Genomic DNA, 22,342 nt, shown 5'->3' with positions numbered 1-22,342 from the left:
GCAAAGGACGCGGTGATTCACTCCGATACGGGCTTGCTCAACCAGGGCGTGGTCGATGGCGTGAGTGTGGCGCTGGAGTCGCAGACGCTGGACAACCAGGGCAAGTTGCAAATCCGCGAAGCCGTGGACATCGCGGTGGCGGGTGCTTTCACCAACAGTGGCACGCTGCAGTCGGACGCAGACATGAGCCTCACTGCTGCGGAGATCACGAACACGACCAGCGGGGTCGTGGCCGCAGGTGGGGCCGCTTGGGTGAACTCTGGCGGCTCCCTGGTGAACCAGGGCCTGGTCCAGGGCGACACGCTGGATGTCACGGTGCAAGGCTCACTGCGCAACAGCGGCCGGTTGTTGGGGGACGAGGTGCTGACGCTGCAAAGCGAGAGTCTCGATAACCAGGCTGGGGCGGTGGTGGCGGGAAAGCGCGCGGACCTGCGCATCGGTGGAGCGTTGGAGAACCGGGGGGTGTTGGACGGCAGCCAAGTCCGCATTGAGGCAGCGAGCGTGCTCAACACCCAGCAAGGCCGCATCTACGGTGATGCCTTGGGCATCCAGGCCAGCGGTCAACTGGTCAATGAAAGCGGTTCGATCATCGCTGCGCGTGAAAGCTTGGACCTGGGTGCGCAGCAGATCAACAACCGGAGCGATGCCGTACTGTTCAGCGCGGACACCTTGCGCATAGGCGGTGCGCTCAATGCCAACGGTCAGGCGCAAGGTGAAGCCAAGCTGCTGCACAACGACGGTGCGACCATCGAGAGTTTGGGCGCGATGACCTTGACCGTGGGCGAGCTGCGCAACACCAACGCCGACCTGCGTTGGGAGGTCAGGGACGGTGCGACCTCCAGTCACCGTGAACTGTTCACCTCGGGAGGCACGCTCAAGGACGGTGAGATCGGCTGGACTAGCAAAAGGTACTACATCGTCCCGCGCAATAGCCAGTTCGGCGATCCAAAGTACGAGAAGTACTACGACGGTCCAGATCCTTTTACGGATGGGTATGTCTCTTCAGACAGTGAGGGTGGTTCGACCAGGGTAGATGAGGTTTTTGCCTATCAACCGAATGATCCGATTTGGGCGGATATGAAGGTTACGGCACCCAGTTGGCCTGATCCAGGGCCGAGGCCTAAGCCGTACGTTCAGTCGAACGGTGATGACAGCATCTTGGTTTATCCCACTCCCGAGGCCATGGCGGCTTGGGAAGCTCAGGCTGCTCCATGGATAAAACTCAACAACGCCGTCCAAGACATGCGCGCCACCGTCTTGACGCAGGACCAGGAATACCGCAGCTACCGCACTTACACCGAAACCGCACAGACCGTCACGGTCACGCAGAGCAAGCCCGGGCAGATTCTCAGCGGCGGGAACATGACGATCCGCGCCAGCGTCAACGCGCTCAACCAAGACAGCAGCATCCTCGCAGGCGGCTCGCTGAGCATCACGGGTAAGAGCGTGACCAATCGGGCCACCGAGGTTCAAGTGAACGACCGTCGTAGCGGCGACTTCATTGCTTACGGCGTGACTGGCAGGGAATGCGACGTCAGCGGTTGCTGGAACGAGCACGGCTGGAAAGACCCGTTACCCTTCAACGAGCCCATTCCTCGCACGGTCTCACTGACCGTCTCGCGCTATGCGCAAAACACTGCCACTTCTGGCAGCAGCACAGGCCTGGCCGTTCCGGCGGCAGCGAGCGCCAAGGCGCCGACTTCGACGCTCCCGGCGCTGACGATCTTGCCGCCTTCGACCAACGCGCCCGTGCCGGGTTCGGCGCTTCCCCCGCTGACGGCCTTGCCGAGCAACGCCCTGTTTCAGCCCGCCAAGCCGGGCAGTGGCTACCTCGTTGAAACCGATCCGCGCTTTGCCAACCAGCGCCAGTGGCGCAGCAGCGACTACCTGCTGGAAGCCATGGGGTCTGATCCGACGACGACGCAAAAGCGCCTGGGCGACGGCTTCTACGAACAGCGCCTCGTGCGTGAACAGGTGGCGCAGCTCACGGGCCAGCGCTTCCTGGGGGACTACAGCGATGATGAAGCGCAATACCAGGCGCTGATGGAGTCAGGGGCGACGTTCGCGCAGGCACATCAATTGGTGCCTGGCGTGACGCTCACCGCGGCGCAAGTCGCAACCCTGACCAGCGACATCGTCTGGCTGGTGGAGCGCACGGTGACGCTGCCCGACGGCAGCACGACCCTTGCCTTGGTGCCCCAGGTCTATCTCGCGCCCAAGAAGGGCGACCTCAGTGAGGATGGCCTGCTGTTTGGCGGTAGCAGCACTTCCGTGATCGCTGGGCGCAAGGTGATCATCGACGTGGAGGAAGACCTGCTCAACACCGGCAGCATCGCCGGGCGGCAGGTGGTGCAGATCAGCGCCGAGGGCATCAACAACCTGGGGGGCGGCATCACGGGGGGCGCCGTCTTTCTGGAGGCCGAGGAGGACATCCGCAACATCGGTGGCAGCATCGGCGCGCAGACCGCGCTGTCCCTCAAGGCGGGCGGCGACATCGAAATCGCCAGCACCACCACCGAGAGCCACAGTGAATCCAAGGTGGGCAGGAGCGGTAGCGCCACCTTTGGCGGACAGTACGTGGACCGGGTGGCGGCCTTGTATGTGTCCAACCCCGACGGGGTGCTGGTGGCCAGCGCGGGCAACGACATCAACCTGGTGGGCGCGATCCTCCAAAGCGCGGGCGACATCGGCCTGAAGGCGGGCAACGACATCAATTTGGAGACGCTGGAGACCGGCAGCTACAGCGACGTCTATTACGACAAGAAGACCAAGAGCACCACGAAGGTCGACCCGGAAACGGGCGAGACCAAGACCAGAAAGGCACCCGCTGGCTCGGAAGTGCTGAGCACGGAAAACGGCCAGATGACCTACAGCCGCAACTACGCGCGCACGAGCGAGACGCAGGAGGTGGGCAGCCAAATCAGCGCGCTGGGCAACATCGTGCTGAATGCGGGCAACGACATCTTCAGCCGCGCCGCCAGCGTGCAGGCAGGCGAAGGCAAGGGCGAAGGCGTGCTGATCGCCAGCGCGGGCAATGACATCACCATCGAGGCGGGCGAAGCCACCTACAGCAACAAGGTGGGCAGCCACGGCAAGGCCAGCGGTACCTTGTCGTCCAGCAGCAGCACGCGCATGACCAGCAGTAGCTACACCGCAGCGCAGGCGAGCGACTGGGGCGGGGATGAGGTGCACATCAGCGCTGATGGCGACGTCACGATAGCGGGCAGCAATGTGGCGGGTGACTTCAATGTCAGCATCGCGGCGGGAGAGAACCTGAGCATCCTGGCGGTGGAGACGCAAAGTGCCCAAGACAGCTACAGCAAGGACACCAAGGGCGGATTCAGCGCGAGCGGGATGTCGGCCACGGTGGGCAATTCCAGCCAATCGATGGAGCAACGGGGCACGCAGACGCAGGCGGTGGGCAGCAGGGTTGGGTCGATCGCGGGCAACTTGTCGCTGAGCGCGGGCAACAACTACACCCAGGTGGGCAGCAGCCTGGAAACGCCCAAGGGCGACATCACGGTCGACGCCGAGCGCATTCAGATCGTGGAGGCGCGAGAGACCAGCAGCAGCTACAGCCACCAGGAATCCAGCAGCAGCGGCCTGAGTCTGGGCATGAGCACCCCGTTGATGGGCATGATGCAGGGCTTGGAAAGCAGCACGCAGGCGATTCAAACCACCGACAGTGGTCGCATGAAAGCCCTGGGGGCGGCGAGCCTGGCGCTGCAGGGCTACAACCAGATGGGAGATAAAAACTCCTTGGCGAAGAACCCGGAGCAAGCGGCGAGCGTGACGTTCAGTCTGAGCATGGGTTCATCCCATAGCGAAAGCACGTCGGAGTCGCAGGCCAATGGATCGAGCGGCAGCAAGCTGACGGCGGGTGGCAACATCAGCCTGAACGCCCGAGGCGCGGGCAAGGACAGCGACATCCTGGTTCAGGGCAGCGTGATCGACGCCACGAAGAACATCAGTCTCAACGCCGAGGGAGACATCGCGCTGCTGGCGGCGCGCAACGACCGGGAGCAGCACAGCAGCCAAGACAGCAGCAGTTCCAGCATCGGCGTGGGCTACACCATGGGCGGGCAGAACAACGGGTTTGGCGTGATGGCGAGCTTTGCCAACAGCCAGATGAATGGGGACGGCAGCGAAACGGCCTACACCAACAGCGTGATCAAGGCGGGGCAGCGTATCCAGATCAACAGCGGGGGAGACACCTCGCTGGTGGGGGCGGTGGCGCAGGCCAACCAGATCACGGCCAACATCGGGGGCGACCTGACGATTGAGAGCCTGCAAAACCAGGCGACGTATGACGAGCGCGGCTCCAGCAGCGGGGGCAGCATGTTCATCGGTACGGGCACCAGCAGCGCGAGCGCGAGCTACGGCGAGACCCGCATCGAGAGTGATTACGCGAGCGTAGGGCAGCAAAGCGGCTTCAGGGCGGGGGATGGCGGCTTCCAGGTCAACGTCAAGGGCAACACCGAACTGATCGGCGGGGCCATCACCAGCACGGATAAAGCGGTGGATGGCGGCAAGAACACCTTCCAAACCGCAAGCTTGACGCTGAGGGACCTGGAGAACGAGGCCCGCTACAGCGCGGAATCCACCAGCGTGGGGGTGGGCAGCAGCAGCAGCGCGGGCTACGGCAGCGTCAGCGACCGGGACTCGTCAACCACCCAATCGGCCATCAGCGGCATCGCGGGCAACCAGGCGGCGAGGACGGGAGACAAGGAAACGGGCATCGCCAACAACTTTGATCTGGCGGAGGTGCAGGCAGAGCTGGGTGCGCAGGTGGCGATCACCCAGGCGTTTGGAAGAGAAGCGACCACGGCCTGGGGCACATATGCCAATACTCAGTTCTTGGAAGCGGTCAAGAATAAGGACGAAGAATCGGCCAGTTGCTGGGGGCCGGACGGTAGCTGCCGTGCGGCGGGGCATGCGTTGATTGGTGGCCTCAGTGGAGGCGCAGGTGCGGCACTGGGTGCGGGATTGAGCAGTATGACCGCGCCGCATGTGCAGGCGTTTTTGATTCAGCAAGGGGTGCCATTGGCGGCAGCGCAGGCAATGACTCAATTGGTTGCGGCCGGTTCTGGGTCTCTCGTGGGCGGGGCGGCAGGAGCGACGGCTGGATTGAATGAGGCTGCGAACAACGGGACTCTGGCCATGCGGGCAGTCTTGGCGGGAGTTGAATTCGGTGGTGCGTCGGTTGCCAGGCAATGTTTGGCGTCACCTGCTTGCGTAGAGGCAGTCGGAGCGACGGGCGTAGCTGCACTAGAGGTGATTGTTAGTGCGGCCAATCAGAGTGGCTCTAATGGGCCAACGATGGGGGATATCAATCCTATTTTCGGAGGTGCGGAGGCGACACTGCCTGCTGATACATATGGCATGCCGCCGGATGGTGGGGATGACGACCAACGGAGCAAAGATGATCAACCAGCATCGGAAAAAACTGCCAAGGATATTGCGAAACGCATTGAGCGTGATCTTGGAAAAGATGCCCGACGTGATTTTCATGATGCTAAAGAAAGCGGGTCTGGCGACAGAACATTGACACAACTCAAGCAGGACGCTCGTGACTTGTACACTCAAGCCGGTAAAGATATTCCTGGTTGGTTGAAATAAAAATTTGAGGTTAGTAATGTCTATTGATAAAGAAATAGAAAATTCATTTCTAGATTTAATTGGGAAGCGATGTTGTAGAAAACGTGTTGGTCATGGGCGCAGTCTCAGTTTGGGATTTGGCGTAAGAATTCCTCATACAAAATCCAAAGCCGTAGATGCGTTTTATGGTGAATGGGAGATTGGCACCTATTCGGCTGCTTGGAGGATTGTCCAAAATGGGGCGGTAATTTGCGGTAGTCTAGATGTAGTAGATTCGATTAATGAGTTGGATGATCGACTGCAGAATTTAGAACTAGGGGCTATCCTGTCTATAGAGGCAGTTTCAGAACTAGATATTCGCGTCAAACTGGATAACGATTTTTTTATTGACTTTATCTGTGTGTCGGCTGAAGACGACGAGATGTTTCACATTTTTGGTCCTATGAACCTATATGTTGAATATAAATACCCTGATGGATGGAAGGTTGGGAAATCCAATGCGCCCTGGGGCTGATTAGCCCGCATTTGAAGTACTGCTGATTTGGCTGTTTTTGTGTTCAAGGCGCGGAAAGACTCATCGGTAGCTGGCGCTTGATTGCTTCCGCCGCCGCCCTCACCAGCCCCGGCCCCTGGTAAATGAACCCGGTGTAGATCTGCACCACATCCGCTCCCGCCTCGATCTTGCTGACCGCGTCCTCCGCACTCAGGATGCCGCCCACGCCGATGATGGGAAAGTCCTTGCCCAGCGCGGCGCGCAACTGGCGGATGACGCGGTTGCTGGCTTCGAGCACGGGCGCGCCGGAGAGGCCGCCGGTCTCTTCTGCATGCGTCAGGCCTGACACCGCATCGCGGGCCAGGGTGGTGTTGGTGGCGATCACGCCGTCCATGCCCTGGCGTTTGAGCGTGGCGGCGATCAACTGCACTTGCGCCTCGTCCAGGTCGGGCGCGATCTTCACGAAGATGGGCACACGACGCGGCGTCACGCCACCTTGGCCATTGGGCGTGCCATGTTGTTGTGCCAATTGCTCGCGCCGCGCGGCGATGGCTGAAAGCAAGGCGTCCAGCGCTTCGTCGCTTTGCAGGCTGCGCAGGTTCTTGGTGTTCGGGCTGGAGATGTTGACGGTCACGTAATCGGCATGCGGGTACACGCCTTCCAGGCCCTTGAGGTAATCGTCCGTGGCGCGCTCGATGGGCGTGGCGGCGTTCTTGCCGATGTTCAGGCCCAGCAATGCAGGGCGGTCGTTGCTCTGGCGGAACTTGGCCTTCTGCACATTGGCGATGAAGGCGTCTAGCCCCCCGTTGTTGAAGCCCAGGCGGTTGATCAGCGCGTTCGCCTGGGGCAGGCGGAAGATGCGCGGCTTGGGGTTGCCGGGCTGGGGCAGGGGCGTGACGGTGCCGACTTCGACGAAACCAAAGCCCATGGACGCGAAGGCGTCGATGCAGCGCGCGTTCTTGTCCAGGCCGGCGGCCAGGCCCACGCGGTTGGGGAAAGTCAGGCCCGCGAGCGTGATCGGGTCCTCCACGCGGGTCTGGCGGTAGGCGCAGGCCAGCGGCGTGTTCTGCGTGCGGGCCAGCATGTCGAGGGTGAAATCGTGCGCGGCCTCGGCGTCCATCTTGAACAGCAGGGCGCGGGGCAGGGCGTAGGGGAGCAGGGAGGATGGGAAGGACATTGGATAATTGTCCCAGAACCGTTTTCGGTTTCCGCGTCCTTCTTTTTATCTCTCTCCAACTCCTTTCATGACCCAAGACGAACTCAAAACCCTGGTCGGCCAAGCCGCGCTGCAGTATGTGGTTCCCGGTGACATCGTCGGGGTCGGCACCGGTTCCACGGTCAACAAGTTCATCGATGCACTGGCTTCGATGAAGGACCAGATCAAGGGCGCGGTGTCCAGCTCCGTGATCAGCACCGAGCGACTGAAGGCCATCGGCATTCCGGTATTCGATGCGAACGAGGTGGGCGAGCTGTCCGTCTACATCGACGGCGCGGACGAAATCGACGGCGCGGGCTGCATGATCAAGGGCGGCGGCGCGGCGCTCACGCGCGAAAAGATCGTCGCGGCCCAGGCGCGGCGTTTCGTCTGCATCGCGGACGAGTCCAAGCTGGTTCAGGTGCTGGGCCAGTTCCCTTTGCCGGTGGAAGTGATCCCCATGGCCACGCGGCGCATCACCCGCCAGTTCGAGGCGATGGGCGGCACCGTCACGCTGCGCCTGAAAGACGGCGTGCCCCTGGTGACCGACAACGGTCAGCACATCCTGGACGTGCGGGGCTTGCAGATCCGCGACCCGCTGGCCTTCGAATCCGAGGTGAACCAGTGGCCGGGCGTGGTGACGGTGGGGGTCTTCGCCCATCAGCGGGCCCAGATTTGCCTGCTGGGGACGGCGAGCGGCGTCCGGGTTCTGAACTATGCGGCATGAGTGGTCAATGAAGACCTCAAGAGAGAGACCTATTGGCCCTGCGCGAAGGTTTGCTAGTATCCATGCCGCGTTTTACGCACGATTACTTCAACATCGCGTTTGAACTTCTAACAATGCCTATCAATTCAAGGAGGTAGATATGGCGACTCGTATTCCGATGAAGCACAAAGAAACCGGAGTCCTGAAAGATGGCTATTACGGCTTTTCTTGGACCACGCTGATTTTCGGGTTCTTCCCCGCCTTGTTTCGGGGGGACTTCATCACGTTCATTGGCGGATTCGTCATTTCCGTGATCATTGCCGTGATGACCCTGGGAATCGGCGCGTTCTTCATCTCCCTGGTGTGGGCTTTCATGTACAACAAGTACTACACGAGGAAACTGCTTGAACGTGGTTATGTATTTGCGGATACGGAAGCAAATAATGCGATGGCGTCTTCGGCCATCGGTGTGATTGCCGCTTGAGATAAAGATGGCCCGATTCGCTCGGGCTGACTGCGGAACCAATCAAAAAAGGCGACCTGAAAGGTCGCCTTTTTGCTTGCCCGTAGGTTTTTATGCCATGCCCTGATGTCGCAACAGCGCCTCCAGACTCGGCTCGCGTCCCCGGAAGGCCTTGAACGATTCGATGGCTGGGCGTGAGCCGCCGGCTTCCAGAATGGCCTGTCGGTACCTGCGCCCGGTCTCCACGCTGGGCGTGCCGTCTGGCCCGGCGGTTTCCTCGAAGGCCGCGTAGGCGTCAGCGCTCAGCACCTCGGCCCATTTGTAGCTGTAGTAGCCCGCCGCGTAACCGCCCGCGAAGACATGGCTGAAGGTGTGCGGCGTGCGGCTGAAGGTCGGCGCGGGCAGCAAAGCCACCTCCGCGCGCACCTGGCGCAGCAGGTCCATGAAGTCGGGTTGTGCGCCCGCCGTGTGCAGCAGCATGTCGTAGAGCGAGTACTCGATCTGGCGCAGGGTCTGCATGCCGCTCTGGAAGTTCTTGGCCGCGATCATCTTGTCGTAGAGCGCGCGCGGCAGGGGTTCGCCGGTGTCGACATGGGCCGTCATGTGGCGCAGCACTTCCCATTCCCAGCAGAAATTCTCCATGAACTGGCTGGGCAGTTCCACTGCGTCCCATTCCACGCCGCTGATGCCCGAGACGTCGCGCTCGTTCACCTGCGTCAGCATGTGGTGCAAGCCGTGGCCGAATTCGTGGAACAGGGTGATGACGTCGTCGTGTGTCAGCAGCGGCGGCTTGCGAACCCCATTGATTTCAACACCGTCGGCGAAATTGCAGACCAGGTGTGCGACGGGTGTCTGTAGCTGGCCGTTGTCCGGCCGCAGCCAGCGCGTGCGCACGTCGTCCATCCAGGCGCCGCCGCGCTTGCCGGCGCGGGCGGGCTGGTCCAGGTAGAACTGGGCCAGCAACTGGCCGCCACGTTCGATGCGGTAGAACTCGACCGCCGGGTGCCAGACGGGCGCGCTGTCCTTGCGGATCTCCACCTCGAACAAGGTTTCCACGATCTTGAACAGGCCGGCCAGCACGCGCGGCGCGGTGAAGTACTGCTTGACCTCCTGCTCGCTGTAGGCGTAACGCGCTTCCTTGAGTTTTTCGCTGATGTAGCTCCAGTCCCAGGGTTGCGGGTCGGTGATGGTGATGCCCAGTTCCTGCGCGGCGAAGGCCCGCAGGTCGGCCACGTCACGCTCGCCATAGGGCCGGGCCTTGGCCACGATGTCACGCAGGAAGGTGATGACCTGCTCGGGCGTGTCGGCCATCTTGGGCGCGACGGAGACTTCCGCGTAGTTGCGGTAGCCCAGCAATTGCGCCTCTTCGTGCCGCAGGGCGAGGATCTGGCCGATCAGCGCGGTGTTGTCGTACTGCTTGCCGTCGATCACCGTGCCGTCCTTGCCCGGGGCGTAGGCCTCCGCCTGGTCAGAGGCGCGGGTGACAAAGGCGCGGTAGAGGCGGCGGCGCAGTTCACTGCTCTTGGCGAACTGCATCACCGGCAGGTAGCTGGGCATCTTGAGGCTGAGCTTGTAGCCATCCCGGCCATCGGCCTGGGCCGCAGCGCGGGCTGCCTGCAGCACGTCCTCGGGCACGCCGTCCAGTTCATCGGCCGTGGCGTAGTAGGCCCACTGGTCGGTGGCGTCCAGCACATGCTCGCTGAACTTTTGGCTGGCCTCGGCCTGCTCTTCCTGGATTTGCGCGTAGCGTTCCTTGGCCGCGCCTTGCAGTTCCGCGCCGCCGAGCACGAAGCCACGCAATGCGTTTTTGTGGGCTTGCCGCTGCTCCGCGTTCAGGCTCTCGGGGGCGATGGCCTTGTACTTGGCATAGAGCCTTTCGTCCGAACCCAGTCGGGTCCAGAACTCGGTGACGCGGGGCAGGGCGGCGTTGTAGGCGGCGCGCAGCTCAGGCGTGTCGGCCACGGCGTTGAGGTGGCTGACCGTGCCCCAAGCTCGGCCCAGTTTCTCGGTCGCCACGTCCAGCACCCGGGCGATGGTTTTCCAATCGGCCGGGTAGTCCGGCTGGGTCACGGTGTCGAGCGCGGTTTCGACTTGGGCCAGCAGGGTGTCCAGCGCCGGAGCCACGTGCTCGGGGCGGATGCGGTCGAACAGCGGCAGGCCGGAAGCGTCCAGCAAGGGGTTGGGGGGGTCGATGGCGGCAGTGGTGGAGGCGGTCATGTCCGACATTTTGCGGTATCCGGCCGCAGTTCAAGCCCCGGCGTGGCTAAGGCCTTCACGGCGCGGGCCGTACTTCCGCGCTTGCCGCGACTCGCCTCGAAGGCCGGTGCGGATCAAGCGCTGCCCGCCCGATCCCGCAATGCCTCTTCAAGCCGTGTCACCACGCTGGGCCAATCGCCCATCGCGGGCTGGCGGAACAGGCGCACCACGCCCGGGTACCAGGGCGAATCGTCCCGATCTTGGAACCAGCGCCAGTCGGGCAGGTACCAGGGCAGCAGCACCCAGCAGGGCTTGTTCAGGGCGCCGGCCAGGTGGGCGACGGCTGTGTCGACGGTGATCACCAGGTCCAGCTGGGTGATGACAGCGGCGGTGTCGGCGAAGTCCTGCAGCTCGCCGCCCAGCGGCGTCAGGGCCAGTCCCGTAGGCGGGGCCTTGGCATCGTCCTCGCCCGCGCCCTTCTGCAGGCTGTAGAACACCACGCCGGGTATCTGGCCCAGCGACGCGAGGGTGGCCAGGCTGGGCAGGGAGCGTTCGGTGTCGTTCTCGAAATTGGGATTGCCTTTCCAGACCAGGCCGACTTTCAGCACGCCCGTCGGTGCTGCCAGCCGAGGCGCCCAGCGCACTACCCGCGCAGGGTCCGCGTGCAGATAGGGCAGGGTCGCGGGAATGGTGTCGGGGCGGGTTGTGAACAGGTAGGGCAAGCTCAAGGGCGGCACCCAGTAGTCGAAATCGGGTGGTAGCCCGTTGCCGCAGCCGGGCAACTCCTGGTCGAAGGGCAGGGCCTGGTCGCAACCGTCCAACGTGGCGAAGAGGCTGACCAAGGCGGGGTGGCACAGCACGGTGACGCGCCGGGCACCTGCGGCCTTGGCCAGGGCGGCGTAGCGGCAGAAATGGACCATGTCGCCATGGCCCGCTTCGAGCGCGATCAACAGGGAGCGGCCTTGCAACGGTTCGCCCTGCCAGCGCGGGCAGGGCAACTGCCGTGCCAAGCGTTCGGCCAGCGCGCCGTGCCGGTCGCGTTGCTCCAGGCGTAGCCAGCCCTCTTCCAGGCGCCCCTGGCGCAGCAGCAGGTAGCCCAGGTTGTAGGCCGCGTTGCGGTACGTGGGGTGCAGCCGCAGGGCGGTGCGCATCGTCGTCTCGGCTTCTTCGTCGCGGTACTGCTGGGCCAGCAGCACGCCCAGGTTGCTCAGTGCGGACGCGTCTTGCGGTGCCAGCGCGAGGGCCTGGCGCAGCGCCGCCTCGGCCTCGGCCAAACGCTTGCCCTGCAACAGCAGCACACCGTGGTTGATCCAGAGCTGGGCCTGTTCGGGCTCCAACGCCAGGGCCTGGCGGTAGTGGTGGTCGGCCGCCTGCGCATCGCCCGCTTCGTCCAGCGCCAGGGCCAGGTTGCCATGCAAGGCGGCCTGCGTGGGGTCGATGGCCAGCGCGGCGCGGTAGGCGGTGGCCGCTGCGGCCATGTCGCCTGCGGCGAGGTACTGGTTGCCTTGTGTGAAGAGTTGCTCGAGCGTTTCGGCGGGTGTGGCGCGTGGGGAAACCATGCGGGGATTCTGCGGGCTCTGGCGCTCGGCAAGGGAGAGAAAAACGGGGCGAAATGCGCTATGGTGCCGACGGCTCAAACGTTTGTCGAATTGACCGGAGTGAAGCGTGACGCATCCTGACTTGGCCTATGTGGAACTGGCTTCGACGCATGCCTTTCCCGTGAACGAAGCCATCAAGATCGGTGGCCAGTATGTGCCCGTGCTGCGGGACGGCAAGCTGCTGTACGTCAGCGGGCAGATTCCACGCATCGGCGATCAGGTGCATTTCGTCGGCGTGGTCGGCAGCGGGCCCGACGCGGCCATCGACCTGGGCAGCGCGCGCCGTGCCGCCGCTATCTGCACCCTGCGCGCGCTGGCCCTGGCCAAGGCGGCGCTGGGCAGCCTGGCGGACATCCGCTCGGTGCCCCGCATCTCGGTGTTCGTGCGCAGCGCGCCGGACTTCACGCAGCAGAGCGAGGTGGCCGACGGCGCCTCGGAGGCCTTGTACGCGGTGTTCGGATCGCGGGGTGTGCACACGCGGACCTCGGTGGGCGTGCTGCAACTGCCCAAGGGCGCGGCGGTGGAGATCGACTTCGTGTTTGGGGTGGAGTGAGGCGCACGCCGGTTGTTCGTGCCCCACGGTGATCGTTCAGGCCGCGAGTGCTGCCGTCGGGGCGCTGTGCTGCGCATGCCAGCGCAGCACCTGTTGCCGCACCAGTTGCGCAAGCAACTGCAGGTCGTCCTCGGCCGCGGTGCCCGGGCGCGCCAAGCGCAGCAGGTAACGGCTGTGGCCCAGCGGCGGCAGGCCATGGCGGTTTTCGTCCAGTACGACCAGCTCGGCATCCAGGTTGGTGCCACGCCCAGGCGATCCGCTGTGCAGATGCGCCGCCGCCGCGTTCAGCGGGCTCAGGCCCATGCCGGCGCGCAAGGCGGCCTGCAGGCCGTGCAGGCTCTGAGTACTGAGCACGGCATGCCAGGCGCGGCCACCCAGCTCGAGCGACTGGATGGCGGCCTGGCGGTAGACGCAGCCCGGCATGAAGAGCACGAGAGGCAGGGACGCCGTCTGGGCCTCGGGGGGCGGGTAGTTCTCAGCGGCGATCCAGCGCAGAGGCTCGCTCCAGACCACCTCGCAGTCCGCAGGTAGGGCGATGGGGCTGTGCATGCCCGGCGGCACCACGTCCTTGGCCACGATGAGGTCAAGCTGGCCTCGCGCGTACTGGCGCTGCAGGTGCATGGACAGATCGCAGACGGTTTCGAGCCGCACCGCCGGGCGCTGACGCACGAAGTCCGCCAGGGTGTGCATCCAGGCCGTGCCGGCGAAGTCCTCCACCACCCCCACACGCAACACATGCGTCGGGGTCTGCTCGCCCAGCGCGTTCGTCGCCTCTTCGTGCAGGGCCAGCAGGCGGCGCGCATAAGCCAGCAGCAGTTCGCCGTCGTCGGTGAGCGTGACGCCGTTGCGGTCGCGCAGCAGCAAGGTCTTGCCCGTCAGTTCCTCCAGCTTGCGCACCTGCTGGCTGACCGTCGACTGGCTGCGGTGCACGCGCAGGCCTGCGCTGCCGAAGCCGCCGGTGTCCACCACGCTGGTGAAGGTGCGCAACAGGTCCAGGTCGAGCTGCATGATGAATTGACTTTATGAATGTATCGAATCTGATCATTTCATTTTACGATTTATGCCGGACTGCCTAGGATGCCGGCCATGTCTGACACCCTGCCTGCTGCATCCCAGCCCTCGACTTCTCCGACCTACCTAGCCCAGGTGCTGGCCTTTTGCCTGTGCTGGAGCGCAGCCTTCCCGCTGGCCAAGCTGGGCTTGCGCGATGCGCCGCCCCTCCAATTCCTCTGCCTGCGTTTTCTGCTCGCCTCGGCGCTGATGCTGGCCTGGTTGGCGCTGCGGGCCTGGCGTCGGGGGACGCCGTTCTTGCCGCGCGATCCAGGCGCTGGCGACCGGGGCCGTGCCTGGCGGCCTTGGGTGTTGCTGGCACTCATCGGCCTGTGCAACAACGCCCTCTACCTGGGGCTGGGCTGGTCCGGCATGCTGCACCTGTCTTCGGGTCTGAGCAGCGTGATCATCAGCACCAACCCCGTTTGGGTGGCGCTGGCCGCCAGCCTGCTGCTGGGCGAGCGCCTGGACGGGCGGCGCGTCACCGGGCTGCTGCTGTGCCTGGCGGGGGTGTGCTGGATCGTCTGGCGGCGCCTGGGTCTACAGGACGATAGCGCCCTGGGCGTGGTGCTGGTTGGTGCAGGGGCCTTGTCGCTGGTGGCCGGCACCTTGCTGTTCAAACGCTGGCAGTCTGAACTGGCGGGGGTGGACCTGCTGCTGAACAATGCGGTGCAGGTGGGAGTGTCCGGCCTGTTGTTGATCCCGCTGGCTACATGGCTGGAAGCAGACCAGTCGATCCACTGGACGCCGACCTTCGTCGTGAGCTTCACGCTGATGGTCGGCCTGGTCTCGATCGTCGCCTACCTGCTGTGGCTGCATCTGCTGCGCACGCGCAGCGCCACCGAAGCCAGTGCCTTGCACTTCCTGATGCCGCCCACGGGCTTGCTGATGAGCTGGGCCATGCTGGGCGAGCCCCTGCACGACAGCGATTTGCTGGGCATTGTGCCGGTCGCGGCCGGGCTCTGGTTGGTGACGCGGGCAGCTCAGGAGCCCCGGGTTCGCGCCCGCGCCCACTGATGCTGCTGTGAGACGCAGGCCGGAGGCGGCGGCACCCGACCTGGTGGTCTTGCGTCGCAAGTGCTTCGGTCGAGGACCGGCCCGGGTTCAGCCCACCGCGCGCTGCGCCGCTTCCAGGGTGTTGACCAACAGCATGGTGATGGTCATGGGGCCGACGCCGCCGGGCACGGGGGTGATCCAGGACGCGACGTCCTTCACGCGCTCGAAGTCCACGTCACCGCAGAGCTTGCCTTGCTCGTCGCGGTTCATGCCCACGTCGATGACCACGGCGCCGGGCTTGACCATGTCCGCCGTCAGCATCTTGGCCTTGCCGACAGCGGCGACGATCACGTCGGCTTGCAGGGTCTGGGCCTTGAGGTCTTTCGTGGCGCTGTGGCAGACGGTGACGGTGGCGTTCTTGCCCAGCAGCATCAGCGCCATCGGCTTGCCCACGATGTTGCTGCGACCGATGACCACGGCGTGCTTGCCCTTGAGGTCGTAGTCGATGTGCTCCAGCATCTTGATGCAGCCATGCGGGGTGCAGGGCCAGAAACCGGGCAGGCCAGTCATCAGCGCGCCGGCGCTGGCGACGTGGAAACCGTCGACGTCCTTGTCGGGCGAAATGGCCTCGATGACTTTCTGCGCGTCGATGTGGGCGGGCAGGGGCAATTGCACCAGGATGCCGTGGATGGTGGGGTCGGTGTTCAGGGCGGTGATGCGCGCCAGCAGGTCGGCCTCGCTCAGCGTGGCGTCGTACTTCTCCATCACCGAGCGGATGCCGCTTTCCTCGCAAGCCTTGACCTTGTTGCGCACGTAGACCTGACTGGCCGGGTTGTCGCCGACCAGGACCACGGCCAGACCGGGTTGACGCCCGCGTGCGGTCAGCGCGGCGGCGCGCTGGGCGACCTCGCTGCGGAGCTGTTTGGAAAGGGCGATGCCGTCGATCAGTTGTGCGGTCATGGTGGTGGCGCGTGTGGTGTCAAAGTGACAACGCCCGCTGTGCGAGGGCAGCGGGCGTTGAGGGGGAGGGTGGAAATCAGGCTTTGATGGCGTTCTGGCCCAGCGCGATCTTGAGCAAGTCGGCGACCGTGTTGGCGTTGAGCTTTTCCATGATGTTGGCGCGGTGCGCCTCCACCGTCTTGATGCTGATGCCCAGGTCGTCGGCGATCTGCTTGTTCAGGCGGCCGGCGACGATGCGCTCCAGCACCTGGCTTTCGCGGGTGGTGAGCTTGGCCAGCAGGGCGTCGCGGTCGGCGGCCAGCTGGTGTTCGCTGAAGGCCGCGCGGGCGCGGTCCAGCATGCGTTCCACCAAGTCCAACAGCTGCGCTTCGTTGAAGGGTTTCTGGATGAAGTCCATCGCACCCTTCTTCATGGTGTCCACCGCCATGGGCACGTCGCCGTGGCCGGTGATGAAGACGATGGGCAGGGGGGAGTGTTTCTCGATCAGCCGGTTCTGCAGTTCCAGGCCAGTCATGCCGTCCATGCGGATGTCGGCGATCAGGCAAGCGACTTCGCGTGGGTCGTAGCGGGAGAGAAAGGACTCCGCCGAGTCGAAGCAGCGTACCCGGTAGTCCTTGCCCTCGAGCAGCCATTGCAGGGAATCGCGCACCGCCTCGTCGTCATCCACGACATACACGGTGCCTTTCTTGGGGATCAAGCTCATGTTCTTATCCTGTCATCTTCCTGGGGCGATGGCGATGGCGGTTTGTCTCCGCGTGTTGTTGTTGCTTCACGGGCAGGTTCTGGCTCCAGGGGCAGCCAGAAGGAAAAGCGGCAACCCACGACCTCCGGCGCCTCCGTTCCTGCCTGCGGGCCATTGTAGAGGTTCTCCGCCCGCATCCGGCCCTGGTGCGACTCGACGATGGAGCGGCACAAGGACAGGCCGATGCCCATGCCGCCCGCCTTGGTCGTGTGGAACGCTTCGTAGAGGTGTCCCATCATTTCCGGTGCGATGCCGTGGCCGCGGTCGGTGACGACGAACTCGACCACTGGCCGTCCATCGACCTCGGCGGCCTGAATCTGCAAGTCGATACGCCGCTGGGGCAGGGGGCGCCTGGCCTGGACGATGGCCTCGGCCGCGTTCTTGAGCAGATTGATCAGCACCTGCTCGATCAGGATGGGGTCCACCATCAGGTTCGGCAAGCCGTCGGCGATTTGCCGTGTCAGGCGCACGTTGTTGCGGCGCAATTCGATGTCGGCCAGTTCAATGGCTTCGTCCACCAGGGCGCCCGCCTCGAAGGCCACGCGCTTGGGCTCGCTGCGCTTCACGAAGGCGCGGATGCGCTGGATGATCTGGCCCGCGCGCTGGGCCTGGCGGGACGTCTTGTCCAGCGCGCCCAGCAGGTCTTCCTCGGTGATTTGCCGAGCCTGGATGCGCGAGATCATGCCGTTGCAGTAATTCGTGATCGCGGCCAGCGGCTGGTTCAGCTCGTGCGCGATGCTGGAAGCCATTTCACCCATGGTGATCAGTCGGTTGGCCGTCTGCGCTCGTTCCGCCTGGGCGGCGGCCTGTTCCTCCGCGCGGCGACGCGGCGTGATGTCGGTGGCGATGACCATCTGCGCCAGGCGGCCGTCCACCCAGGTGAGGTAACGGGTGCGTACTTCCAGCCACTTGTCCAGCGTCTCCACGTGGATCTCGGCGTTTTCCGCCTCGGCCGGATCGTCGGCCGCGTCCAGCAGGCTGCTGGCCGGCAGGCCGGCGAGGTCGTCCACCGCGTCCTGGTTGTCCCGGTCGCGCGCGGCGGCGCCAGCGGGTGTGTCCATGCCCCCATGGCCTGCCTGGCTGGAGAGCTGTACATGACCGAGGTTTTGATCGCCGAACCACTGCCGGTACATCTTGTTGGCGAACAGCAGTTCACCGCCGCCCAGGGGCGCGACCGAGACCGAGGCGTCCAGCGCCTCCAGCACGGTGGTGAAGCGCTCATAGGAGGCGTACAGCTGCTCGCGCACGCGGTTGGGCTCGGTGATGTCCGTCATCGAGGTCATCCAGCCCGTTTGCTGTCCGTTGGCGTCGATCAGGGGCGAGACGTGGATGCGCGCGTCGAACAGCGAGCCGTCCTTGCGCTGGATGCGCACCTGCAGGCCGCTGGAGGTGATGCGGCCCTGCAGCTCGTCCTCCAGGCGGGCAGCCAGCAATTCGTGGGAGTCTTCTGGCCAGAAGGGGAAGGGCGGCATGGCCCCCACCAGCTCCTGCTCGCTCCAGCCGGTCATGGCGCAGAACGCCGCGTTCACATAGGTGATGCGGCCCTGCGGATCGAGCGCGCGCATGCCCGTGGGCATGGAGTTTTCCATGGCGCGGCGAAAGCTGGTTTCCAGCAGCAGCGCCCGTTGGGCCTGGACGCGGCGGCGGGTGTGCCGCCAGTTGGCGATCAGCATCCAGGCGGTCATCACGCTGAGCATCGTCACCAGCCAAAACAGGCTGCTGCCGATCAAGCCTTGCGAGGCCCGGTAAGCCTGGGCGTGCAGTACGAGGCCGGTGCCAGCCGGTGACACCAGCACCTGTTGCTCGGCCTGGCCGGCCCAGCCCAGCCAGGCCGTCAGGCCGTTGCTGCTCGTTGCCGCTTTCGGGCGAGGCACTCGGCTGCCGGCGAGGACTTGGCCGCTGGCGCTGCGCAGCGATGTGGCGTAACGCGCGGAAACATCGGCGGAAATGCTGTAGTCATACAGAGCGTCGACGGAGTATTCCGCCAGCAGCACGCCACCAAACCGGCCCTGGATCTGCAAGGGCAGGAACAGGTTGAGCCAAGACGGTCCATCGGCCGACATCAACCAGGGGCGGGCGTAGGCGGGTTGGTGCAGTTCGCGTGCCTGGGCAAAGGCGTCGAGGCTGCCGGTGAGCGATGCTGATGCTGATGCCGTGGCGCTGGGGTAGTTCGCCAGCGCCTGCGCGGCGGGGCTGTAACCCTGGCTGGCGCGCAATCGGAAGCGTTCGCCGGGCGCCGCGTTCGAGGGTGAGCTAGCGCGGCCGGAAACGGGTGTGACCCAGCTCAGCCCCTGGATTTCGGGATAGAGGTGCAAGATCACCTCGGCCCGGTGCCGGAACTGGGTGGTGCTGAGTTCCTGGTTCGAGATTTGCTGCGCCAACCGCGTCAGGTCTTCCTGACGCTCCAGCAAGCGCAAGCGCAGGCGTTGCTGGGCATATTCCACGTCGCGGCGCAGGGCTTCCTGCTCGCGTTCCATTTCCTCGATGCGCAGATAACCCACGGCGACGACGATGGCCGTGAAGAAAAAAAGCACCGCCACCAGGGGCGCCAGCATGGCGTAGCGGTCCTGCCGGTGGGGGGCTTGCCGGTTCCACCATTCGCGCAGACGCTGTGGGATGGGCAGGACGCGCAGCAGGCCGGCGTAAAGCTTGGCGAAAGGCGTGAACATGGGGTGAAACTGGGGGCAACAGGGAGACAATGGCGCGAGTCGCCAAGACGATGTCAGGCGCAGTGTATGCGGGCGCGGCGTTCGCGGGACATGCCCTGCATGGGTGTGACCGCTGGGCAGGCTTAGCCGGTCTAACTGCTCGGTCTGACGGGTTAATTCATCTTGTGGAATTGATGGTCGCAATTTGAAATCGTCATGAATTGTGCGAAACTCGCCAGCTGTCTGAAGCAGCACGCGCGGGCGGACGCATTCGAGCGCGCTGGTTTTTTCCCCGAACGTAAGACTGATGAGAGGAGCCTCGCCATGTCAGCCCTGCCCCAAAACCGCCTGGATGCTGCCGATCAGGACAGCCAGGAAACCCTTGAGTGGAAACACGCGCTGGAAGCCGTGATCGAGCAGGAGGGTGCCGAGCGCGCGCACTTCCTGCTGGAGCAATTGCTGGAGCACGCCCGCGAGCACAGCATCGACATGCCCTTTTCCGCCACCACGGGCTATGTCAACACCATCGAACCCGGCCAGGAAGCCCGCAGCCCTGGCAACCTGGAACTCGAAGGCCGCCTGCGCGCCTACATGCGCTGGAACGCCATGGCCATGGTCGTCAAGGCCAACCGCCTGGACCCCGCCGATGGCGGTGACCTGGGCGGACACATCAGTTCCTTCCAATCCCTGGCCCACATGTTCGCGGCCGGTTTCAACCATTTCTGGCACGCCGACAACACGGACGAGGGCGGCACCCACGGCGGTGACTTGCTGTACATCCAGGGCCACAGCGCGCCCGGCATCTACGCCCGCGCCTTCCTGGAAGGCCGCATCTCCGAGGAGCAACTGCTGAACTTCCGCCAGGAAGTGGACGGCAAGGGCTTGTCCAGCTACCCGCACCCCAAGCTGATGCCGGGCTTCTGGCAGTTCCCCACGGTGTCCATGGGCCTGGGTCCCATCATGGCCATCTACCAGGCGCGTTTCCTGAAGTACCTGCACGCACGCGGCATTGCGGACACCAGCCAGCGCAAGGTCTGGGTCTTCTGCGGTGACGGCGAGATGGACGAGCCGGAAAGCCTGGGCGCGATCGGCCTGGCCGCGCGCGAGAAGCTGGACAACCTGGTCTTCGTCGTGAACTGCAACCTGCAACGCCTCGACGGCCCGGTGCGTGGTAACGGCAAGATCATCCAGGAACTGGAAGGTGAATTCCGTGGCGCCGGCTGGAACGTCATCAAGCTGATCTGGGGCAAGGAGTGGGATGCGCTGCTGGCCAAGGACAAGGACGGCGCCCTGCGCAAGCTGATGATGGACACCCTGGACGGCGACTACCAGGCCTTCAAGGCGAATGACGGCGCCTACGTGCGCAAGAACTTCTTCGGCCGCGATCCGCGCACGCTGGAGATGGTCTCCCACATGAGTGACCAGGAGGTCTGGAACCTGCGCCGCGGCGGTCATGACGCGCAGAAGGTCTACGCGGCCTTCCACAAGGCGCACACCACCACCGGTGGCCCGACCGTGATGCTGGTCAAGACCGTCAAGGGCTACGGCATGGGCAAGGCGGGCGAGGGCAAGAACACCGCGCACCAGACCAAGAAGCTCGGCGCCGACGACGTGCGCTACATGCGCGACCGCTTCAACATCCCGATTCCCGACAGTGAACTGGACAAGGTGCCCTTCTACAAGCCGGCCGATGACACGCCGGAAATGAAGTACCTGCACGAGCGCCGCAAGGCCCTGGGCGGTTACCTGCCCAAGCGCCGCACGGTGTCGACCGAGAAGTTCACCGTGCCGTCCCTGGACACCTTCAAGGCCGTGCTGGAGCCGACCGCCGAGGGACGTGAGATCTCCACGACGCAGGCGTATGTGCGCTTCGTCACGCAGCTGTTGCGCGATCAGGCCCTGGGCCCGCGCGTGGTGCCCATCCTGGTGGACGAGGCACGCACCTTCGGCATGGAAGGTCTGTTCCGCACCGTGGGCATCTACAACCCCGAAGGCCAGAAGTACACCCCGGTCGACAAGGACCAGGTGATGTACTACCGCGAGGACAAGGCGGGCCAGATCCTGCAGGAAGGCATCAACGAGGCGGGTGGCATCTGCTCGTGGATCGCCGCGGCGACGTCGTACTCGACGAACAACCGCATCATGGTGCCGTTCTACATCTACTACTCGATGTTCGGCCTGCAGCGCGTGGGCGACCTGGCCTGGGCGGCTGGCGACATGCAGGCGCGCGGCTTCCTGCTGGGCGGCACGTCGGGCCGCACGACACTGAATGGCGAAGGCCTGCAACACGAAGACGGCCACAGCCACGTGCTGGCCTCGACCATCCCGAACTGCGTCAGCTATGACCCGACCTTCGCGCACGAAGTCGCCGTCATCATTCACCACGGCCTGAAGCGCATGGTGGAGAAGCAGGACAACGTCTTCTTCTACATCACCCTGCTGAACGAGAACTACGCCATGCCCGGGCTGAAGGCTGGCACGGAAGAGCAGATCATCAAGGGCATGTACCTGCTGCAGGAGGCCGACAAGAAGATCGCTGGCAAGAAGGGCGCACCGCAGGTCAACCTGCTGGGCTCCGGCACCATCCTGCGCGAATCCATGTTCGCCAAGGAGTTGCTGGAGAAGGACTGGGGCGTTGCCGCCAACGTCTGGAGTTGCCCGAGCTTCAACGAACTGGCCCGCGACGGCCAGGACGCCGAGCGTTGGAACCTGCTGCACCCGACGGAAAAGGCCCGCGTTCCCTTCGTCACCCAACAGCTGGAGCCGCATGCCGGCCCGGTGATCGCCTCCACGGACTACGTGAAGAACTACACCGAGCAGATCCGTCCCTACCTGCCGAAAGGCCGCACCTACAAGGTGCTGGGCACGGACGGCTTTGGCCGCAGCGATTTCCGCAGCAAGCTGCGTGAGCACTTCGAGGTCAACCGCCACTACATCGTGGTGGCCGCACTCAAGTCCCTGGCCGACGAGGGCACGTTGCCGGTGGCCAAGGTGGCCGAGGCCATCGCCAAGTACGGCATCAAGACGGACAAGATCAATCCGCTGCACGCCTGATCGCAAGCACCCACAGAGGAAGACGTAGACATGGCTCTCGTAGAAATCAAGGTACCCGACATCGGTGATTTCGAGTCGGTGGCGGTCATC

Annotated in this window: 14 protein-coding genes; 7 read left to right on the top strand and 7 right to left on the bottom strand. The window is 64.3% G+C overall.

Going from position 1 to position 22,342, the window contains the following annotated elements; translation table 11 throughout:
• The first annotated feature begins 12 nt into the window (after positions 1-12).
• On the top strand, positions 13-5,619 hold the full coding sequence (locus HGR_RS12370) for a hemagglutinin repeat-containing protein (RefSeq protein ID WP_138922518.1): 5,607 nt from the start codon (positions 13-15) through the stop codon (positions 5,617-5,619).
• 16 nt (positions 5,620-5,635) lie between these two features.
• The gene (locus HGR_RS17380) at positions 5,636-6,112 is read left to right on the top strand and encodes a hypothetical protein (RefSeq protein WP_138922517.1); all 477 of its coding nucleotides are present in this window, start codon (positions 5,636-5,638) and stop codon (positions 6,110-6,112) included.
• A 43-nt stretch (positions 6,113-6,155) separates the two neighbouring features.
• Here the strand turns inward: HGR_RS17380 and HGR_RS12365 are convergent, their stop codons facing one another.
• Positions 6,156-7,268, bottom strand: coding sequence for a quinone-dependent dihydroorotate dehydrogenase (locus HGR_RS12365; RefSeq protein ID WP_006298607.1), 1,113 nt, complete (start codon positions 7,266-7,268; stop codon positions 6,156-6,158).
• Positions 7,269-7,335: 67 nt separating this feature from the next.
• Between HGR_RS12365 and rpiA the strand changes: the two genes are divergently transcribed.
• Positions 7,336-8,013 carry a ribose-5-phosphate isomerase RpiA gene (gene rpiA / locus HGR_RS12360; protein WP_006298606.1) on the top strand — a complete coding sequence of 226 codons (678 nt, stop codon included), beginning with the start codon at positions 7,336-7,338 and terminating at the stop codon, positions 8,011-8,013.
• Positions 8,014-8,152: 139 nt separating this feature from the next.
• The gene (locus HGR_RS12355) at positions 8,153-8,476 is read left to right on the top strand and encodes a hypothetical protein (protein WP_006298605.1); all 324 of its coding nucleotides are present in this window, start codon (positions 8,153-8,155) and stop codon (positions 8,474-8,476) included.
• 90 nt (positions 8,477-8,566) lie between these two features.
• Here HGR_RS12355 and HGR_RS12350 read toward each other — a convergent pair whose 3' ends face one another.
• Both HGR_RS12350 and HGR_RS12345 read right to left on the bottom strand, forming a co-directional pair.
• Positions 8,567-10,681 carry a M3 family metallopeptidase gene (locus tag HGR_RS12350; RefSeq protein WP_006298604.1) on the bottom strand — a complete coding sequence of 705 codons (2,115 nt, stop codon included), beginning with the start codon at positions 10,679-10,681 and terminating at the stop codon, positions 8,567-8,569.
• Positions 10,682-10,785: 104 nt separating this feature from the next.
• Positions 10,786-12,210 (bottom strand): tetratricopeptide repeat protein, encoded by a 1,425-nt coding sequence (locus tag HGR_RS12345; protein ID WP_006298603.1) that lies wholly within the window; start codon positions 12,208-12,210, stop codon positions 10,786-10,788.
• Positions 12,211-12,316: 106 nt separating this feature from the next.
• Between HGR_RS12345 and HGR_RS12340 the strand changes: the two genes are divergently transcribed.
• Positions 12,317-12,802 carry a RidA family protein gene (locus tag HGR_RS12340; protein WP_006298602.1) on the top strand — a complete coding sequence of 162 codons (486 nt, stop codon included), beginning with the start codon at positions 12,317-12,319 and terminating at the stop codon, positions 12,800-12,802.
• 36 nt (positions 12,803-12,838) lie between these two features.
• On the opposite strand, the gene HGR_RS12335 is transcribed toward HGR_RS12340, so the two are convergent.
• A complete protein-coding gene (locus tag HGR_RS12335) occupies positions 12,839-13,810 on the bottom strand; it encodes a LysR substrate-binding domain-containing protein (protein WP_006298601.1) in 972 nt (323 codons plus the stop codon).
• 78 nt (positions 13,811-13,888) lie between these two features.
• On the opposite strand from HGR_RS12335, the gene HGR_RS12330 reads away from it, so the two are divergent.
• Complete coding sequence (locus HGR_RS12330; RefSeq protein ID WP_169312701.1) at positions 13,889-14,869, top strand: DMT family transporter; 981 nt, start codon at positions 13,889-13,891, stop codon at positions 14,867-14,869.
• A gap of 87 nt (positions 14,870-14,956) precedes the next feature.
• Here the strand turns inward: HGR_RS12330 and folD are convergent, their stop codons facing one another.
• The 3 genes from folD to HGR_RS12315 form a co-directional block, all read right to left on the bottom strand.
• The gene (gene folD, locus HGR_RS12325) at positions 14,957-15,808 is read right to left on the bottom strand and encodes a bifunctional methylenetetrahydrofolate dehydrogenase/methenyltetrahydrofolate cyclohydrolase FolD (RefSeq protein WP_006298599.1); all 852 of its coding nucleotides are present in this window, start codon (positions 15,806-15,808) and stop codon (positions 14,957-14,959) included.
• A 76-nt stretch (positions 15,809-15,884) separates the two neighbouring features.
• Positions 15,885-16,511: a response regulator transcription factor gene (locus tag HGR_RS12320; protein ID WP_006298598.1), complete on the bottom strand. Its 627-nt coding sequence runs from the start codon at positions 16,509-16,511 to the stop codon at positions 15,885-15,887.
• Positions 16,508-19,219: a PAS domain-containing sensor histidine kinase gene (locus tag HGR_RS12315; protein WP_006298597.1), complete on the bottom strand. Its 2,712-nt coding sequence runs from the start codon at positions 19,217-19,219 to the stop codon at positions 16,508-16,510. The genes HGR_RS12320 and HGR_RS12315 overlap by 4 nt, the downstream gene beginning before the upstream one ends.
• A 303-nt stretch (positions 19,220-19,522) precedes the next feature.
• Between HGR_RS12315 and aceE the strand changes: the two genes are divergently transcribed.
• Entirely contained in the window at positions 19,523-22,252 is a 2,730-nt protein-coding gene (gene aceE / locus HGR_RS12310; RefSeq protein ID WP_006298596.1) for a pyruvate dehydrogenase (acetyl-transferring), homodimeric type, read from the top strand.
• Positions 22,253-22,342 lie beyond the last annotated feature (90 nt).

This window comes from Hylemonella gracilis ATCC 19624, from assembly GCF_000211835.1.
GTDB classification, from domain to species: Bacteria; Pseudomonadota; Gammaproteobacteria; order Burkholderiales; family Burkholderiaceae_C; genus Hylemonella; species Hylemonella gracilis.
This window is presented reverse-complemented; position numbering and strand designations above follow the sequence as displayed.

Bases quoted from the DNA above. Each gene is read 5' to 3' on its own strand.
- HGR_RS17380 (WP_138922517.1), top strand. From the start codon at position 5,636: ATGTCTATTGATAAAGAAATAGAAAATTCATTTCTAGATTTAATTGGG.
- HGR_RS12365 (WP_006298607.1), bottom strand. From the start codon at position 7,268: ATGTCCTTCCCATCCTCCCTGCTCCCCTACGCCCTGCCCCGCGCCCTG.
- rpiA (WP_006298606.1), top strand. From the start codon at position 7,336: ATGACCCAAGACGAACTCAAAACCCTGGTCGGCCAAGCCGCGCTGCAG.
- HGR_RS12355 (WP_006298605.1), top strand. From the start codon at position 8,153: ATGGCGACTCGTATTCCGATGAAGCACAAAGAAACCGGAGTCCTGAAA.
- HGR_RS12350 (WP_006298604.1), bottom strand. From the start codon at position 10,681: ATGTCGGACATGACCGCCTCCACCACTGCCGCCATCGACCCCCCCAAC.
- HGR_RS12345 (WP_006298603.1), bottom strand. From the start codon at position 12,210: ATGGTTTCCCCACGCGCCACACCCGCCGAAACGCTCGAGCAACTCTTC.
- HGR_RS12335 (WP_006298601.1), bottom strand. From the start codon at position 13,810: ATGCAGCTCGACCTGGACCTGTTGCGCACCTTCACCAGCGTGGTGGAC.
- HGR_RS12330 (WP_169312701.1), top strand. From the start codon at position 13,889: ATGTCTGACACCCTGCCTGCTGCATCCCAGCCCTCGACTTCTCCGACC.
- folD (WP_006298599.1), bottom strand. From the start codon at position 15,808: ATGACCGCACAACTGATCGACGGCATCGCCCTTTCCAAACAGCTCCGC.
- HGR_RS12320 (WP_006298598.1), bottom strand. From the start codon at position 16,511: ATGAGCTTGATCCCCAAGAAAGGCACCGTGTATGTCGTGGATGACGAC.
- HGR_RS12315 (WP_006298597.1), bottom strand. From the start codon at position 19,219: ATGTTCACGCCTTTCGCCAAGCTTTACGCCGGCCTGCTGCGCGTCCTG.
- aceE (WP_006298596.1), top strand. From the start codon at position 19,523: ATGTCAGCCCTGCCCCAAAACCGCCTGGATGCTGCCGATCAGGACAGC.